This window comes from Lelliottia jeotgali (assembly GCF_977070485.1).
Window position 1 is genome coordinate 1 of sequence record NZ_CDRVFO010000032.1, and the last position, 16,895, is coordinate 16,895.

Here is a 16,895-nt window from a genome sequence, read left to right on the forward strand (position 1 = left end):
TTAGGTAGCGGCCATTGCTGCGAGTGAACAACGCGCCAACTTCCGTTCGACAGACATTCACGGCGATCGCCAGGCAAAACAGCGGGAACGAGAGGCGTCCCAGAATGAACAGGTTATCCAGTGATGGCCATGCCAGACGCATGTGGTCGAGCACCATCGTGAGCAGGGCGATCCACTTGATGAGGTCCTGTCCGTTGTGTCGTTCAACCCGCGAAGGTGGTGATTCGTACGCGCTCAACTCAGGTTCTCCAGGATGAGAATCGCAAGGACCAGATACCGTCCGCCCTTGGCGAGCGTGACGATCAGGACGAACCGCCAGAGCGGCTCTTTCATCACGCCGGCGATCACGGTTAGCGGGTCTCCAATGATGGGTACCCAACTGAGCAGCAGCGACCAGTACCCGTAACGTTCATAGGAGGCTTTGGCTTTTTCGAAGGCCGCTTGCTTTACCGGAAACCAGCGCTTTTCGCGATAAGCCTCGATACCTCGTCCCAGCAGCCAGTTCACAACCGATCCGAGTACGTTGCCTGTGGTGGCCACCACCAGCAGGATGGCTGTGGAAAAACGCTCGGATATCAGCAGTCCGCCCAGCACTGCCTCCGATTGCATGGGCAGCAGGGTTGCCGCGCCGAATGCAGCCAGAAACAGGCCGAGGTAACCGCCGTACTCAAACATTCAACAACCGAGCACCGTGCCTACAGGTATTTGGTGATTTGCTTGAATTCGTCCAGTGCCGAACGGTCGCCCTTGCTCAGGGCTGTCACCGAGTCTTCCAGGCAATGGTCGATGTGGTCCTGGATCAGTGTCCGCTTCGCCTGGCACACGGCCTTTTCAACAGCATGGAGCTGCTGGGCGATGTCCACGCATTCACGTCCTTCATCGATCATGGTGATGATGCTGCGCAGGTGGCCGTCCGCTCGCTTGAGGCGTTTGATGATGGCGTCGTGAGTCTGGTGGGTATGAGCGTGACCATGCGGTTGGTCGTGAACGTGTTCTGACATGACTTGAGTCTCAGACGGCGATACTTTACGCTCTGCATGCTATCCCCCTGGGGGGGTTGGGTCAAACGCGCTATTTCACACCGTGTTTCAACCGGATAAGCATTGGGATGTCTCGTCGTTTTCTTTCAGCGACCATGATCGTGGCTTTGGCAATGGCCTTTCTGCTGGCCTGGACCGGTCATGCCTATTCACTTTCCGTCCTCTCGCAAATCACGGCAAAGAGCGCCCAGAGCCTGACTCATGATCACTCCCACGACTCGTCCCTGAGTTGTGCGCAGTGCTCTGATCACTACCACTCCCCCCTGACGCCCGATCACCAGCACGAAACGCCTCAGATACCAGCTGCAATCCACTTCTCCAGTCATTTCGAAGCCTCGGTACACCTGGCCATGCTGGGCGATTCCGTGCCTTGGCCCCCCATCTTCCGTATCGAACGCCCACCCCGTCCTGTGCTTGCTTCCTGACCAAGGCCGCTCTGCGGCCAACAATCACTGCAAGAAAGGATTGATCCATGCATTCGCACTCCCTAAAGGGTGGGGGCCTGTTCGCCATGCGTTCACGCCACCTGTTGTATCTGCTGTTCCTGCTCGTCGCCTCGCTGTTCATCGGCATGCCAGAAGCTCTGGCCCATGCCGTGGCCGAGGGTGACAAGGGCTTCATCCAGGAAAGCACCGGGGTCATGCTGATCCCCTTCATCTACATGGGCGCCAAGCACATGGTCACGGGATACGACCATCTGCTGTTCCTGTTCGGCGTCATCTTCTTCCTCTACCGGCTGAAGGATGTCGGCCTGTACGTCACGCTGTTTGCGGTCGGCCATTCGGTGACGCTGCTGATCGGCGTGCTGACGGAAGTCAGCATCAGCTCGTACGTCATCGACGCAATCATCGGTTTCTCGGTGGTGTACAAGGCCCTGGATAACCTGGGCGCCTTCCAGCGCTGGTTCGGCTATCAGCCGAACACCAAGGCCGCCACGCTGATTTTCGGCCTGCTGCACGGCTTCGGCCTGGCAACCAAGATCCAGGAATACGAGATCTCTCCCGATGGGCTGATCCCCAACCTGATCGCCTTCAACGTAGGGGTGGAGATCGGTCAGCTGATGGCGTTGAGCGCCATTCTGATCCTGATGGGCTTCTGGAGGCAGACCCCAAGCTTCTGGCGTCATGCCTATACCGCCAACGTCGCAATGATGAGTGCTGGTTTCCTGTTGATGGGTTACCAGATCTCCGGCCTGTTTCTGACCGCTTAAGGACTCCTGATCATGTTCAATTCTCCACTCCCATCGGCAAGCGAATTGCCGAGCAGCCGCCAACTCGTTCGTTCCACCGTCATTGCCCTGGCTGTCGCCATGGGCCTGCTGGTCACCGTGGTGATGCCTTCGGAATACGCGGTCGACCCGACCGGCCTGGGCCGCGCCATGGGCCTGACGCAAATGGGCGAGATCAAGATCACCCTCGCTGCCGAGGCTTTGGCTGACGAGGCTGCGTCGAAAGCGGCAGCTGCTCCAGCCCCAGCTCCTGTCGTTGCTGCTGCACCGGCACCTGCACCGGTAGCGCCACCCGTACAGCAAGTGGCAGCAGCCCCTCAGCCCGCGGCTCCCGTATCCAGCAAACCTGCTGCCAACGCCAAGTCCGATCAGGTCACCGTAACCCTGACGCCAGGCGAAGGTCGGGAGATCAAGCTGGAAATGCTCAAGGGCAGCACTGTGAGCTATGAATGGACCGCATCCGGCCCGGTCAACCACGACACCCACGGTGAGATCTACAACGCCGCCCAAGGCGATTTCCACAGCTACAGCAAAGGGCGTCAGGTGAAAGGCGACAAGGGCGACCTGACCGCGCTGTTCGATGGCACCCATGGCTGGTTCTGGCGTAACCGCACCAACGCCGATGTCACCATCGTGCTGAACACGACTGGCGACTACCTGAACGTGAAGAAGTAATCCCGCCGGGGCGAACCTGTTGTTCGCCCCGACTTTTTGATCTCAATTGGAATAGCTGAAGATGACTACCAAAATCCTCAAATCGCTCGTTGTGCTGAGCTTCCTCGGCCTGTTGGCTGCCTGCGGTGGTACTGATACCGAATCGAAGTCTGGCGATGCGGGTCACGGCCACTCGCACGAGTGATGCAAACAGGGCCGCTAAAGCGGCCCTGTTTCTTTCTGGATTACGCGAAGATCATCGATAGAACCCGTGCAACGCGGGCTTTATGGCTTTGGCCATTTCCGGTGATCGTCATCGATGACGAACGAGTGCGCATGCGCATTGCCGTTGGCCACGTGCGGGTGGTCTTCCGGCAGGTCATCGTGATTGTGCGCTACCACGTCTTCCTCATACTCCGGGCGCCAGATCCGCTTGCTCACCAGCCAGGCTACGGCGGCAACCAGACTCAGTCCGATGAACGAAGCCGTCAGGCTGACGCTTGCCCCCAACCATCCCGCGAGCGGGTAGGTGATCAGCCAGCAGGCGTGTGAAAGGGCGAACTGGGCGGCGAACAGCGCAGGTCGATCCTGGGCTGAGGACGAGCGCCGCAGAATGCGTCCGGACGGTGTCTGTGCCAGGGAGTAGCCGGCACCCAACACCAGCCACAACAGGATCAGCGCCGGGTAACTGGAGACGAAGGTACCCAGGATCAAACCGGCTACCAGCACGGCACCGCCGGCCAGCATCGCCTTGCGATCGTCCAGTCGTTCCAGCAGCTTGGGCAGCATCAGGGCGACCACCATCGAGCCACCGCCGAAGGCCATCAAGGCCATGGCGGTAGAGCTCTGGGGCAGCGCGAACTTGGATTGCACCAGTACCACGGTGTTGACGATGACCATGGCGCTGGCGGCTGCGATCGTCAGGTTCAGTGCAAGAAGGCCACGCAGCCGCGGGGTGCGCAGGAAAATCCGCATGCCCTTGGTGGTGCGTTCATAGATGCTGCGTTTGGGTCCTCGTGCCGCCAGGGGCAGCACCACGGTACCGACCATCGCGGCGGACACCAGGAAGCCCACCACCGTGCCCGCGAACAGGCTGTGGAAGCTGACCACCGTAAGCAACAGCGCGGCCAGCATCGGACTGATCACGCTTTCCAGGTCATAGGCCAGGCGCGAAAGGGAAAGCGCCCGGGTGTACTCGCGCTCATCCGGCAGGATGTCAGGGATGGTGGCCTGGAAGGTTGGCGTAAACGCCGCAGAGGCCGACTGCAGCACGAAAATCAGCACGTACACCTGCCAGATCTCGGTGACGAAGGGCAGCATCAGCGCGACCGCTGCCCTGACCAGATCGAGGGTGACCAGCATCGCCTTGCGCGGCAGATGCTCGGCGAACGCGGCGGCAACCGGTGCAACGCCGATGTAAGCCGCCATCTTGATGGCGAGCGCGGTACCCAATACAGCTCCCGCCTGGGCGCCGGCCAGGTCGAATGCCAGAAGCCCGAGGGCAACCGTCGCCAGACCAGTGCCCACCAGGGCGATCACCTGGGCCAGAAAGAGGTGTCGATAAGTACGATTTTTTAGAACGGATAGCATGCGCTACCTCCGGGTAGTGCGGGTGATTCATGTTTCTAGCGTATCCCCCCTGGGGGGATACGGTCAACGTGAGTGAATCGAACCCTCATCCCGGCAGTGCATTTTCCTGAGAACAGAGCTAAAGTAGAGATTCATACATTTTATGTTTGATTCTCTACATGAAAAATTGGCTTCTTCTTGTGTTGGCACTCCCCACGGCCAACGCGACCGAACGTATGCGTGCCTGGCGGGCGTTGAAGGCTTGCGGCGCTGCCGTGCTGCGCGACGGTGTGTACCTGTTGCCTGAGCAGGACGCGGGCCGCGAGGCGTTCGAGTCCGTGGAGCGCGATGTGACGGTCAGCGGCGGCACTGCGTTTCTGCTGGCATTCCCGGACGAAGAAACTCGCTTCGCCGGCCTGTTCGACCGGAGTGAGGAGTACAGCAAGCTGCGCGACGAAGTCGCCGCGTGCAGGGAGGGACTGCTTCCCGAGAACGCCCTGCAGGTCGCTCGCCAGGTCAGAAAACTGCGCAAGAGCTTCGCCCAGTTGGCCCTGATCGACTTCTTCCCCGGCGTTGCGAAGCAGCAGACGGAGACCGCGCTGGAAGCGCTGGAGACGGCAATCAGCCGTGCCCTCTCACCTGATGAACCGCACATTCAGGATCATCCCGTCACGCTGCTGGACCACAGTCATTACCAGGGGCGTCGCTGGGCAACCCGTCGACGTCCCTGGGTCGACCGGCTGGCCTGTGCCTGGCTCATCCAGCGCTTCATCGACAGCGGCGCGGAAATCCTCTGGCTGGAATCCCCGAGCGACTGCCCCGCCGATGCACTGGGCTTTGACTTCGATGGCGCCGCGTTCAGCCATGTCGGGCACCGCGTCACCTTCGAAACCCTGATCGACAGCTTCGTGCTGCAGGCTCCAGGCCTTTCACGCATCGCCGCGCTGGTTCACTACCTCGATGTCGGTGGCAGCCAGCCTGCGGAAGCGTCCGGCATCGAGCGTGTCCTGGCGGGCCTGCGCGAGAGCATTACCGATGACAACCAACTGATGGCAGCGGCAAACGGCATCTTCGACGGGCTGCTGGCGGCCTTTGCCAACGAGGAAAACGGTCATGGCTGAAACGACGACGCTGGCCACGGGCGAAGCCCCCCTCAAGCCAGCGACCCCGGTGGGCTTGTTCGAAGCGTTGCTGTTCTGGCTGAAGATCGGCTTCATCAGCTTTGGCGGGCCGGCAGGACAGATCTCCATCCTCCACCAGGAGTTGGTGGAGCGTCGCCGCTGGATCAGCGAGAAGCGCTTTCTGCATGCCCTGAACTACTGCATGTTGCTGCCCGGGCCCGAGGCCCAGCAGCTCGCGACCTACATCGGTTGGTTGATGCACCGGACCTGGGGCGGGGTGATTGCTGGCGGGCTGTTCGTGCTGCCGTCGCTGTTCATCCTGATCGGGCTGTCGTGGGTCTATATCGAGTTCGGCAACGTTCCGGTGGTTGCCGGGATCTTCTATGGCATCAAGCCGGCGGTCACCGCGATCGTCGTTCATGCGTCGCACCGCATCGGTTCCCGGGCATTGAAGAATGGCTGGCTATGGGCGATCGCCGCAGCATCCTTCGTCGCCATTTTTGCCCTGAACGTCCCGTTCCCGCTGATCGTTCTGGCCGCTGCCGTGCTGGGCTACATCGGCGGAAAAGTGCTGCCGGACAAGTTCGTGACCGCTGGCAAGCATGGCTCCGGGAAGGCCAGTTACGGGCCTGCGCTGATCGATGACGATACACCGCCACCCGCGCATGCCCGTTTCCGCTGGAGCTATCTGCTCAAGCTGATCCTGATCGGTGCGGCGCTATGGATGCTCCCCATGGGGTTGCTGACCGTCATCTTCGGCTGGCAAGGCACTCTGACCCAGATGGGGTGGTTCTTCACCAAGGCTGCGTTGCTCACCTTCGGCGGTGCCTACGCGGTGTTGCCCTATGTCTACCAAGGTGCGGTCGGTCACTACGGCTGGCTGTCGCCCACGCAGATGATCGACGGCCTGGCCTTGGGGGAAACAACGCCGGGGCCGTTGATCATGGTGGTGACTTTCGTCGGCTTCATTGGCAGCTACATCCACCCGATGTTCGGCACCGACCATCCGTTCCTGGCGGGCGCGGTGGCGGCTGTGCTGGTCACCTGGTTCACCTTCCTGCCCTCGTTCCTGTTCATCCTTGCCGGCGGTCCGCTGGTGGAGTCGACGCACAACGAACTGAAGTTCACAGCGCCGCTGACCGGGATCACCGCCGCCGTGGTAGGTGTGATCCTGAATCTGGCGTTGTTCTTCGGTTACCACGTGCTCTGGCCCAACGGCTTTGGGGGAGGATTCGAGTGGGCCTCCGCACTTATCGCCGCGGCCGCCGCTATTGCCCTGTTCTACTTCAAGCGCGGTGTGATCCAGGTGCTGGTGATGAGTGCACTGGCGGGGCTGGCTGTCCAGCTGTCGATGCGTTGAGGAGGATGCCGCTTGAGGGTGATCCGGGGCAGGCGGTCAAGCGCCTGCCTCAAGATCGAGGGGGAAGGAGGAAGTAGAGAAACAGCACATCCATGAGCCTAGGATGGGCTTTTAGCGTTTTCCTTTTCTTTGGTCTCTGCCGGTTTGGCTTTGTCTGCGGTGTCTTTTTCACCCCAGAGGCGTTTCTGGTCCTCGCGGAATTTCTTGTTGAATTCGATCGAGCGGTCGTAGCCATCTTCGGCAAATACCGGTGTCGTCACACCAACAGCCAGTACACCGATGAGAAGCGCTTGGGTCAGTCGCATTTTCAGAAACTCCAGGGGTTTGGATCTCAATGGATCGTGAGATTTTCGATACCCCTGAAGCTTAAAGAAGCGTCTCTGACGACAACGTGAGGCGCGAATTACAATGTTGAAAGACGCCTTGGGCTCAGAGACGGTTCACCGGAAAACTCAGGTGGAACCAGGTAAAGCCCGAGCCCGTTATTTCTACCTTCGCCACGCCTTGGTGCAGGCTCATGATCGATCGCACGATGGCAAGCCCGAGGCCTGTGCCTCCCTCGCTGCGCGCACGCCCTTTGTCGACCCGATAGAAGCGTTCGAACAGATGAGGCAGGTGCTCTTCCGGAATACCTTGGCCTGGATTGCCTACGCTGAGCCTGATGTGCTCCTGCTCACGGTGAACCTTCACCACTACAGCCTGCCCTTGTGGGCAGTAGCGAATGGCGTTGGAGAGCAAATTGGACACTGCCCGTTGAATCATCAGGCGATTGCCTTGGATCACATCGACACTGCCTGACACATCGAGCCGAACGCCGCTCTCTTCGGCACTCAGGCTGAACAAGTCACTGACCCTCTGCACCTCGTCGACCAGTGCCACCGTCTCGAATTGCACCAAGGCTGCAGGCTGGCTGACATGTGCCAGGAAAAGCATGTCGGCCACCATGCTTTTCATGCGATCCAGCTCCTCGGCGCAGGATTCCAGCACCTCACGGTACTCCTCCGAGCTGCGTGGTCGTGACAGGGCCACCTGTGCTTTGCCCATCAGGTTAGTGAGCGGAGCACGCAACTCGTGGGACAGGTCGTCCGAGAACTGCGATAGCTGCTGCACGCCACCGTCCAGGCGGTGCAGCATAAAGTTGATGCCGTCCGCGAGCTCCAGCAGTTCGATCGGCAAGCGGTCGGTAGGCAGCCGATGCTGCATGTTGTCGGTGGAGATCTTCGACGCGACTTTCAGAAAGCGCGTAAGCGGCAGCAAGCCCCGGCGTACCGTCCACCAGGCCACGACCATGATCAGCGCCAGGATGAAGGGTGACGCCATCAGGGCCCAGCTCAGCATCGCCCGGAGCAATTCGGCATCGGAGGATTCATCCACGGTCATGTACACACCGACCTGGGTACCGTCAGCCAGACGCATGAGCTGGGAAACGCTGAGCATGGGCATGCCCAGTTCGTTGTTCCACTCGTAGAACTCCACTTGATCGTTGGCAGGAAAGCTGGTGAGTTCGGTGGTTATCTTTTTCGAGCCGATGGTCAGCAGGGGGATTCGGCTGTTTGCCGTATCGAAAATGCTGACGAACAGGTTGTTGTGGCCCATCGCAAGGTCGACCAACTGGTGGGAGTCTGCGGTGACCTCGGACAGATCCGCGACGGTCGATAGGTTATGGGCCATGCCACCCATCTTGGTGATCAGGCTGCTTTGCGCCGTGCGCTCCAGCGCCTGGCCGAGCATCAGGTAGCCCACGATAGAGAGCAGCACCAGCAGTATCACGCTCATCAAGCCGACTTTGAGTCCCAACCTGGCGGCCAGGCTGAAGCGCTTCATGAACGCTCCTCGATCACATAGCCCACACCGCGCAGGGTGTGGATAAGTTTGTTCTCGAACGGATCGTCGATCTTGGCGCGCAGGCGCCGGATCGCCACGTCGATCACGTTGGTATCGCAGTCGAAGTTCATGTCCCAGACCAGGGAAATGATCTGCGAGCGGGTCAGGGCTTCCCCTGGGTGGCTCATGAGCAGGCGCAACAGGGCGAATTCCTTGGTAGTCAGCTCGACGCGCAGGTCACCCCGGAACGCGCGGTGGCGACCCGGATCCAGCTCAAGGTCTGCGACCCGCAAGGTCGGGTGGTCCACCACCTTGTCGCCACGCCGCTGCAGCGAGCGGATGCGGGCAAGCAGTTCCGGAAACTCGAACGGCTTCACTAGATAGTCGTCGGCGCCGCCGTCCAGGCCCTTCAGCTTGTCGTGCAGGCGGCCACGACCGGTCAGCATGATGATGCGAACCCGACTGGTCTTGCGGATCGTGTCGAGCACGTCCCAGCCGTCCACCTTGGGCAGGTTCACATCCAGGATGACCAGGCCGTAGGTGTTGTGCTGGAACAGGTGCAGCGCATCGACACCATTACTTGCCCGGTCAACGATATAGCCACTTTCGGTAAGCCCTTGCTGAAGGTATTCGGCAGTTTTGGCTTCGTCTTCCACTACTAGAACACGCATTATTTGTTTATCTCAAATTAAAAAAGTATTCGGGTGTCAAATAAAAAAATATTCATTTATTTCTTGAAGTGTCATTGCCTCATGCACCGAACCAGCATGGTGATCATCGATGAATCAATCTTAAGGAAACTCCGAACAAGTTGCTCATCAGTCGGAAATGGGCGGCTTAGGGATGCCGAAAAGCCCGCTTTTCAGTCGCTGATTATTGGATAACCAAGGCAAAGCCTTGGTTATCCGGACTCACGGGCGCACCTCTCCCGCAGCAGGCAATAATTGCCGGCGCACCATCCACAGATTCGACAGGGCAAACAGCGTGGTCAGTTGCGCCGTGTTCTTGGCCAAGCCGCGAAAACGAGTCTTTACATAGCCGAACTGGCGTTTGATCACCCGGAACGGGTGCTCCACCTTCGCACGCACTTGCGCCTTGGCCTTTTCGATCTTGCGCTTGGCTTGGTAGAGCACGCTGCGTTTGCTCAAGTGTTTGTAGGTGCTGCGGCGGGCAGCGACCTGCCATATCACCTGCCGTCCCTCGTGTTCTGGCCGCTTTTCCACGCCTGTGTAACCCGCATCCGCACACACGACATTCTCTTCGCCATGCAATAGCTGAGCGACCTCCGTCACGTCAGCTACGTTCGCGGCGGTGCCATGAACGTGATGCACCAGACCCGATTCAGCATCCGCGCCGATGTGGGCCTTCATGCCGAAATAGTACTGGTTGCCCTTCTTCGTTTGATGCATTTCAGGATCGCGCTTGCCTTCCTTGTTCTTGGTCGAACTGGGCGCGTGGATGATGGTCGCGTCGACAATGGTGCCCTGGCGCAACGACAGGCCCTTGTCTTGCAGGTAATTGTTGATGGTTTCCAGAATGCCGGCTGCCAACTGATGCTTCTCCAGCAGGTGCCGGAAGTTCATGATCGTCGTGTCTTCGGGGATCGGAGCGCTGAGCGTCAGACGAGCGAACTGGCGCATCGAAGTGATCTCGTACAGCGCCTCTTCCATGGCGGGATCGCTCAAAGAGAACCAATTCTGCAGCAGGTGAATGCGCAGCATGGTTTCCAGAGGATAAGGCTTGCGGCCACCGCCAGCCTTTGGGTAGTGAGGCTCGATCAACGCCACCAGTCCACTCCACGGTACCACCTGTTCCATCTCGGCCAGGAAACGCTCGCGACGGGTTTGCTTGCGCTTGCCGGCGTACTCGAAATCGGAAAAGCTCATCTGACTCATGGGATGGCGGACTTGTAGAAGGCAGTTGGACGGAGGGCTATTTCAGCACAGGTCAGATGGCCTGTGCTGACTTGATCGGAGAATCCTTAAAACGAAAATCAGGAGGGAGGTGGAATCCTTCAAATTTGTAATTCAGCGGTAACGTTCCTGATAGTCACCCCCCTCTAGAATCGAACCTGTAGAGGAGTCTACGACAATCTCCTTCCATGCAAAGGGTGCAGCAGACGAGTGGGTTACTCATGTGTGTCCTGCGACCGCGCTCGCCTTGCGATTTAAAAATCCTCAAAGACAGGTCTAAAGCATGCCCATGTCATGGCGCTTCACGGGGAACTTTCGATGAATAACGAACATTATCTGCGCAGTGTAAAGGGGCTCTCTTTCGCCATCGCTTTTATTATTTCAGGGCCTGCCATGAGTGCTGAGAAGTTCTCTGTCGCCAATGAACAGATTCAAGCGCTGGGTATCAAGACGTCTGCTGTGCAAAGCATGAAACAGACGGTCAGCACGCGATATCCCGGCCAGGTTGTCGTGCCTCCGAAAGCGGAGCAGATCGTCAGTTCCCCACTTGAAGGTGTGGTGGTGCAACTGCTGGTGGGCGAGTACCAGGCCGTTCGCAAAGGCGAGCCGGTCGTGCGCCTGTCCAGTCCGGCGATGAGCCAGCTCCAGCTCCAGCTGTTGCAGGCATCTGCCCGCGCCACGCTGGCCCGGCAGGCCTACACCCGGGAACAGAAGCTGTTCGATGAGGGCATCATTCCGCAGCGTCGGGCGCAGGAAGCCCAGGCAACGCTGAAGGAAGCGGAAGCGACTCTGGTGCAGACCAAGGCCGAACTGGCCCTGGCGGGAATGACCCCGGCCATGATCGAGCAGGTCATCCGCTCCGGGATTCCTTCCGACAGGATCACCCTCAGCGCCGTTCAGGACGGCATTGTCAGCAACATCTCGGTCCGGCCCGGCCAGCGGGTCGACGGTGCCACGTCGCTGCTGAACATCACCCAGGTCGATGCGCTGTGGCTGGACGTGCAGATTCCGGCCGCGGCCAGTATTGGCATTCAGCCGGGCGCGGGCGTAACGGTGGTCGACAAGGGCATTAATGGGCGTGTCATCAACCTGAGCCCGACCCTCTCGGCTACCAGCCAGTTCGTGGTGCTGCGCGCCGAAATCGAAAATGCCAACGGCGCCCTGCGTCCCGGCGAGCTCGTCACCGTGGAGATCCCGGTTCAGGCCGCTGGCAAATCCTGGGACATCCCTCTGTCTGCCGTCGCTCGCAACAAGACCGACTCCGTGGTGTTCGTCCGCACGCCCGACGGTTTTGAAGCCCGCCCGGTCAAGGTCGAAGCCAGCGCGGGGCAACTGGTCCGTGTCCAGGGCAACATCAGCGAACAGGACCAGGTTGCCGTCGCCGGCGTGATTGCGCTGAAAGGCGCCTGGCTTGAAGAGGACGGTGAGTGATGCTGAGCCGTCTTATCCAATTCTCTTTGTCCCAGCGCCTGTTCATGGTGCTGGCGACGCTGTTGCTGACCGGCGCGGGCTGGTATGCCTACCGTGGGCTGCCCATCGATGCCTTCCCTGATGTGGCCAGCACCCAGGTCAAGGTGATCATGAAGGCACCGGGGATGACCCCGGAAGAAGTTGAAAGCCGGATTGCCGTGCCGATCGAAGTGGAAATGCTCGGTATTCCCAAGACCAAGATCCTGCGCTCGGTCACCAAGTACGGCCTGGTCGATGTCACCATCGATTTTCAGGATGGCACTGACATCTACTGGGCGCGGCAACAGGTTTCCGAGCGTCTCGGCAACCTGAGCGACAGCCTGCCGGACGGCATCAGTGGCGGCATGGCGCCGATCACCACACCGCTGGGCGAGATGTTTATGTTCACGGTGGACGGTACAACCTTGTCTCTGGTCGAACGTCGCAGCCTGCTCGACTGGGTGATCCGGCCGGCGCTGCGTACCGTACCTGGCGTGGCGGATGTGAACTCCCTCGGTGGCCAGGTCAGGACCTTCGAGGTACTGCCAGATCCCATCCGCATGGCTGCCAGCGGCGTGAGCCTTGAGCAGCTGACCAACGCGGTCAACACCAACAACCGTAACGACGGTGCCGGCCGACTGGGTGAAGGTGACGAAGTCCTGCTGGTACGCAGCGAGGGCAGCATCCGCACCCTGGATGACCTGCGGGCCGTTGTGGTCAATTCCAACAGCTCCAGCCCGGTGCGGGTTGGCGACCTGGCCGAGGTTCGCCTTGGCACCCTGACCCGCTACGGCGTGGTGACCCAGGATGGCAAGGGCGAGGCTGTGCAAGGCCTGGTGCTCGGCCTGGCTGGCGCCAACGCCCGCCAAGTGGTCGCCGGTGTGCAACTGAAGCTCAAGGAACTGGAGGCCACACTACCGAAAGGCATCACCATCACCAGCTTCTACGATCGCTCGTCGCTGGTCGATAAAGCGGTAGGGGCTGTGTCCAAGGCGCTGATCGAGGCCACCGTGTTGGTCATCGTGTTGCTGGCCCTGTTCCTCGGCAACGTTCGCGCAGCGCTGACGGTTGCCCTGGTACTTCCGCTGGCGGCGTTGATCACCTTCATCCTGATGCGCTTCGTCGGCATGTCCGCCAACCTGATGAGTCTGGGAGGGCTGGCCATTGCCATCGGCATGTTGGTGGATGCCGCGGTGGTGGTGGTCGAGAACATCGTCCAGCGTCTGGCCACCGATCCTTCCGGTGGCAAGCTGCCGCGTCTGCACATCATCTACCGGGCGGTGCGCGAGGTCGCGGTACCGGTGACGTCCGGCATCCTGATCATCATCACGGTGTTCCTGCCGCTGCTCACCCTGCAGGACCTCGAAGGCAAGTTCTTCGTCCCGGTGGCGCTGACCATCGTCTTCGCTCTGGCGGGATCGTTGCTGCTGTCGCTGACCGTGATCCCCGTGCTGTCCTCCTACCTGCTGCGCGAGGTCAAGCACGAAGACCCCTGGCTTGCCCGCAAGCTGCTGGGCATCTATGGCCCGGTGCTGGAGTGGGGGCTTGGCCGGCAGAAACTGATCGCGATCATCGCTGGCGCCATGTTGGTCGTCGCTGGCCTGGTCTACACCCAGGTGGGCAAGACCTTCATGCCGACCATGGATGAAGGCGACCTGATCGTGGGTATCGAGAAACTGCCATCGGTCAGCCTCGAACAGACGGCCGAGCTGGACAAGAAGATCCAGACCGCGCTGATGGCAGCGGTCCCGGAGATCCGGGGCATCGTGGCGCGGGCCGGTTCCGACGAGATCGGTCTTGATCCCATGGGCCTGAACCAGACCGATACCTACCTGCTGCTCAAGCCCATGAGCGAATGGCGGATGGACACCAAGGAAGAGCTGATGGACGAGGTCCGCAAGGTGCTCGATCCAATGCCGGGTATCGGCTACAGCTTTACCCAGCCCATCGAGATGCGCGTCTCCGAGATGATCATCGGTGTGCGCGGCGACCTCGCCGTGAAGATCTATGGCCCTGACCTGGGCACCCTGAGCCAACTGGGCGGCAAGATCGAGTCGCTGCTCAAGACTGTGCAGGGCAACCAGGACGTCTACACCGTGCAGAACGACGGTGTGCAGTATCTGCGCGTGGAGATCGACCGGCTGCAGGCTGGCCGTTTCGGCCTGAGCGTCGAGGCCATCCAGGATGCACTGCGCGTGCAGATCGAAGGCCAGCAGGCCGGCCTGGTGATCGAAGGCAACCAGCGCACGCCGATCCTCATTCGCTCGGACGAGTCGGTGCGCACGTCGCCGGCGGACTTCAACGCGGTGCGGATCACCACGCCGGATGGCCAGACCATTCCGCTGAGCAGCGTGGCGAGACTGGAGCGTGCCGATGGCCCGGTGAAGATCGACCGGGAAATGGGCAGCCGCTACAGCGTGGTGATCGCCAACGTCAGCGGTCGTGACCTGGTCGGCTTCGTCGAGGAGGCCAAGGCGCTGGTGGCTCAGCAGGTGGAACTGCCCAACGGCTATCGCATCAGCTGGGGCGGCCAGTTCGAGAACCAGCAGCGTGCGGCTGCCCGGCTGTCCATCGTCGTTCCCGTGGCGCTTGGTCTGATCTTCGTCCTGCTGTTCTCGACCTTCGGCTCCGTGCGCCAGGCGTTGCTTATCCTCAGCAACATCCCCTTCGCCCTGGTGGGCGGCATCGTCGCGCTGTGGGTCACTGGCGAGTACCTCTCGGTGCCAGCGTCGGTGGGGTTCATCGCTTTGTTGGGTATCGCGGTGCTCAACGGCATCGTGCTGGTCAGTTACTTCAACCAGTTGCATGGCGAAGGCCTGCCACTGCGGGAAGTGGTGCTCCAGGGTGCCCGTCGCCGGTTACGCCCGGTACTGATGACCGCCTCGATCACCGCCTTCGGTCTGGTCCCACTGTTGTTCGCTACCGGGCCCGGCTCCGAGATCCAGCGGCCGTTGGCCATCGTGGTGATCGGCGGTTTGATCACCGTCACCGCGCTCACCCTCATGTTGCTCCCGATTCTCTATCTGCGATTCGCCCACGCGAAAAAGGAGGCCAAAGATGCCTGATACCTGGTTGACGCTGCTCTGCACCCCAAGCTTGGAGGAGAAGCTCATCGACCACCTCCTGGTCGTGACGGGGAACCAGATCTTCACCAGCACACCGGTTGCGGCGCACGGGCTGTCCACCGCGGCACTCAATCCGATGGAGCGTGTCATGGGGCGGGCCAAGGCTGTGCAGATCCAACTCGTGGTGGAACGGCAGCAACTCACGGAGGTGCTGCAATCCCTCAAGGAGGAGTTTCCAAATACCGGGCTGCGCTATTGGACGGTCCAGGTCAGTAACTTTGGGGAGTTCGTGTGATGAAGCGCCTTGTTCCCCTGGCTCTGCTGATCAGTGTGTGTGGCACGGCCGTGGCGCAACCTGCCGCTCCGGCAAACATTCTGCCCAAGCCGCTGGTGGTGTCGCTGCTCAACGCCGATCCCCGCGTGGCCTCGGCACGCTCCAGCATGGATGCCGCCATGCTGGAGGCTGGCATCATCCGGCGTTCGCCTTATGAATGGACGGCCACGGCAATCGGCCAGCAACGGCGTACCGACGCTGGCCCCAACTACAACGAATGGAACGTGGGTATCGAGCGCACGGTGCGCCTGCCTGGCAAGGCCAGTGCCGACCAGGACATCAGTTCGGCAACGCTGCGATTGGCAGATGCCACCTATGGCGAAGTCCGTCATGAAGCCGCGCGGGAACTGATGACCCTGTGGCTGGATTGGCTGGTGTCGGAGCACGCGCTCACCATCGCCAATAAAGGCCTGGCCTCAGCCAAGGAAAGCCTGGCGGCGGCGGAAAAACGCAACCGTGCGGGTGACGCCTCTAAGCTGGATGTAAGCCTGGTCAAGGCGGAAGTGGCCGAGCAACTGCGACAAGGCAACGAAGCCAAGATAAAAGCCGCTGCGAGCTGGGCAACACTGTCGCGGCGCTTCCCTGGCATCGAGCGCAAAGTGGTTGATCTGCCCATTCCTTCGGCCGAACTCGGTCAGTACGACACCTGGCGCGAGCGGATCCTGGCCGAAAGCGATGTGCTGCGTCGGGTCGAAGCCTCTCTGCTGAGAAATCAGGGGCAATCGGCCCGGGCGAAGGCTGACAGGGTGCCGGATCCTACGTTGGGGGTATTCACCGCCTCCGAGCAGGGCAACCGTGAGCGCATCTACGGTGTCAGCTTCAGCATGCCGATCCCCAGCGGGTCGCGCAGTGCTCGCTACAGCCAGGCGCTGGCCCAGGAGAATGCGGCTCGCGAGGATGTCGACCTGGCCAAACGCGAGCTGGAAGCCGGGATTGCCCGTGACGTCGAACTGGCTTCAGGTGCTTACGAGAGCTACCTGATCGCGAAGGATGGCGCCGCTGCCATGACCCAGAACGAAGCACAGATGCAGCGTGCCTACGAACTGGGCGAGGTGGATCTGCAGTCGTTGTTGCTGGCTCGCCGGCAAGCCGTCGCATCGTCTACCAGCGCCCTGCAGGCCCACGCGGATACGCTGCGCACCCATCTGTCGCTGTTGATCGATGCCCACTGGATATGGGGGTTGGACGAAAGCTGAGTTGTTGCGTTGCCCGGCATAGGCCGGGCAACCTTTCAGAATCGTAATGAGTTACTCATGCTCCGGTTAGTTTTCGGCAGCAATGATAGGAAACGGCCAGTGACCACAGCTGAATAATAAACGGCCGTCCTATCTCAATAAG

At 60.5% G+C, this 16,895-nt stretch carries 17 protein-coding genes; 9 read left to right on the forward strand and 8 right to left on the reverse strand.

The annotated features are described in order from the left end of the window. The 3 genes from ACW4TB_RS27085 to ACW4TB_RS27095 form a co-directional block, all read right to left on the reverse strand. Positions 1-238, reverse strand: a 238-nt coding sequence (locus ACW4TB_RS27085) for a TraX family protein (protein WP_151121793.1), incomplete at its 3' end; no start/stop codon positions are given. Continuing rightward, positions 235-675 (reverse strand): YqaA family protein, encoded by a 441-nt coding sequence (locus ACW4TB_RS27090; protein WP_003089095.1) that lies wholly within the window; start codon positions 673-675, stop codon positions 235-237. The genes ACW4TB_RS27085 and ACW4TB_RS27090, both read right to left, overlap by 4 nt. 20 nt (positions 676-695) lie before the next feature. Next, a complete protein-coding gene (locus ACW4TB_RS27095) occupies positions 696-1,001 on the reverse strand; it encodes a metal-sensing transcriptional repressor (RefSeq protein WP_003089094.1) in 306 nt (101 codons plus the stop codon). A 511-nt stretch (positions 1,002-1,512) separates the two neighbouring features. Here ACW4TB_RS27095 and ACW4TB_RS27100 point away from each other — a divergent pair. The 3 genes from ACW4TB_RS27100 to ACW4TB_RS27110 all read left to right on the forward strand — a co-directional run bounded on the left by ACW4TB_RS27100 (position 1,513) and on the right by ACW4TB_RS27110 (position 3,127). Then, positions 1,513-2,250 carry a HupE/UreJ family protein gene (locus ACW4TB_RS27100; RefSeq protein ID WP_003089091.1) on the forward strand — a complete coding sequence of 246 codons (738 nt, stop codon included), beginning with the start codon at positions 1,513-1,515 and terminating at the stop codon, positions 2,248-2,250. A 12-nt stretch (positions 2,251-2,262) separates the two neighbouring features. After that, complete coding sequence (locus tag ACW4TB_RS27105; RefSeq protein WP_003089089.1) at positions 2,263-2,943, forward strand: hypothetical protein; 681 nt, start codon at positions 2,263-2,265, stop codon at positions 2,941-2,943. A 61-nt stretch (positions 2,944-3,004) separates the two neighbouring features. After that, positions 3,005-3,127, forward strand: a complete 123-nt coding sequence (locus ACW4TB_RS27110) for a hypothetical protein (RefSeq protein WP_016713062.1) — start codon at positions 3,005-3,007, stop codon at positions 3,125-3,127. An 80-nt stretch (positions 3,128-3,207) separates the two neighbouring features. On the opposite strand, the gene ACW4TB_RS27115 is transcribed toward ACW4TB_RS27110, so the two are convergent. Beyond that, complete coding sequence (locus ACW4TB_RS27115; protein ID WP_003089087.1) at positions 3,208-4,512, reverse strand: MFS transporter; 1,305 nt, start codon at positions 4,510-4,512, stop codon at positions 3,208-3,210. A gap of 158 nt (positions 4,513-4,670) precedes the next feature. Here ACW4TB_RS27115 and ACW4TB_RS27120 point away from each other — a divergent pair, with 158 nt between their 5' ends. Together ACW4TB_RS27120 and chrA are read left to right on the forward strand one after the other, a co-directional pair. Further along, positions 4,671-5,612 (forward strand): chromate resistance protein ChrB domain-containing protein, encoded by a 942-nt coding sequence (locus tag ACW4TB_RS27120; protein WP_023095846.1) that lies wholly within the window; start codon positions 4,671-4,673, stop codon positions 5,610-5,612. Continuing rightward, a complete protein-coding gene (gene chrA, locus ACW4TB_RS27125; RefSeq protein WP_016713063.1) occupies positions 5,605-6,972 on the forward strand; it encodes a chromate efflux transporter in 1,368 nt (455 codons plus the stop codon). The genes ACW4TB_RS27120 and chrA overlap by 8 nt, the downstream gene beginning before the upstream one ends. Positions 6,973-7,070: 98 nt before the next feature. Here the strand turns inward: chrA and ACW4TB_RS27130 are convergent, their stop codons facing one another. The 4 genes from ACW4TB_RS27130 to ACW4TB_RS27145 form a co-directional block, all read right to left on the reverse strand. Then, positions 7,071-7,277, reverse strand: a complete 207-nt coding sequence (locus ACW4TB_RS27130; protein WP_003089081.1) for a hypothetical protein — start codon at positions 7,275-7,277, stop codon at positions 7,071-7,073. A 124-nt stretch (positions 7,278-7,401) separates the two neighbouring features. After that, positions 7,402-8,796: a heavy metal sensor histidine kinase gene (locus ACW4TB_RS27135; RefSeq protein ID WP_003089080.1), complete on the reverse strand. Its 1,395-nt coding sequence runs from the start codon at positions 8,794-8,796 to the stop codon at positions 7,402-7,404. Then, positions 8,793-9,467 carry a heavy metal response regulator transcription factor gene (locus ACW4TB_RS27140; protein WP_003288515.1) on the reverse strand — a complete coding sequence of 225 codons (675 nt, stop codon included), beginning with the start codon at positions 9,465-9,467 and terminating at the stop codon, positions 8,793-8,795. The genes ACW4TB_RS27135 and ACW4TB_RS27140 overlap by 4 nt, the downstream gene beginning before the upstream one ends. Positions 9,468-9,707: 240 nt before the next feature. Further along, positions 9,708-10,691, reverse strand: a complete 984-nt coding sequence (locus tag ACW4TB_RS27145; protein ID WP_013973047.1) for an IS5-like element IS2000 family transposase — start codon at positions 10,689-10,691, stop codon at positions 9,708-9,710. Positions 10,692-11,027: 336 nt separating this feature from the next. On the opposite strand from ACW4TB_RS27145, the gene ACW4TB_RS27150 reads away from it, so the two are divergent. The 4 genes from ACW4TB_RS27150 to ACW4TB_RS27165 are packed head-to-tail and all read left to right on the forward strand — an operon-like array spanning position 11,028 to position 16,753. Next, a complete protein-coding gene (locus ACW4TB_RS27150) occupies positions 11,028-12,140 on the forward strand; it encodes an efflux RND transporter periplasmic adaptor subunit (protein WP_023628708.1) in 1,113 nt (370 codons plus the stop codon). Beyond that, positions 12,140-15,223 (forward strand): efflux RND transporter permease subunit, encoded by a 3,084-nt coding sequence (locus tag ACW4TB_RS27155; protein ID WP_003089077.1) that lies wholly within the window; start codon positions 12,140-12,142, stop codon positions 15,221-15,223. Before ACW4TB_RS27150 ends, ACW4TB_RS27155 begins: the two co-directional genes overlap by 1 nt. Then, positions 15,216-15,518 (forward strand): DUF3240 family protein, encoded by a 303-nt coding sequence (locus tag ACW4TB_RS27160; protein WP_003288512.1) that lies wholly within the window; start codon positions 15,216-15,218, stop codon positions 15,516-15,518. Before ACW4TB_RS27155 ends, ACW4TB_RS27160 begins: the two co-directional genes overlap by 8 nt. Beyond that, positions 15,518-16,753: a TolC family protein gene (locus ACW4TB_RS27165; RefSeq protein WP_003089075.1), complete on the forward strand. Its 1,236-nt coding sequence runs from the start codon at positions 15,518-15,520 to the stop codon at positions 16,751-16,753. Before ACW4TB_RS27160 ends, ACW4TB_RS27165 begins: the two co-directional genes overlap by 1 nt. Positions 16,754-16,895 lie beyond the last annotated feature (142 nt).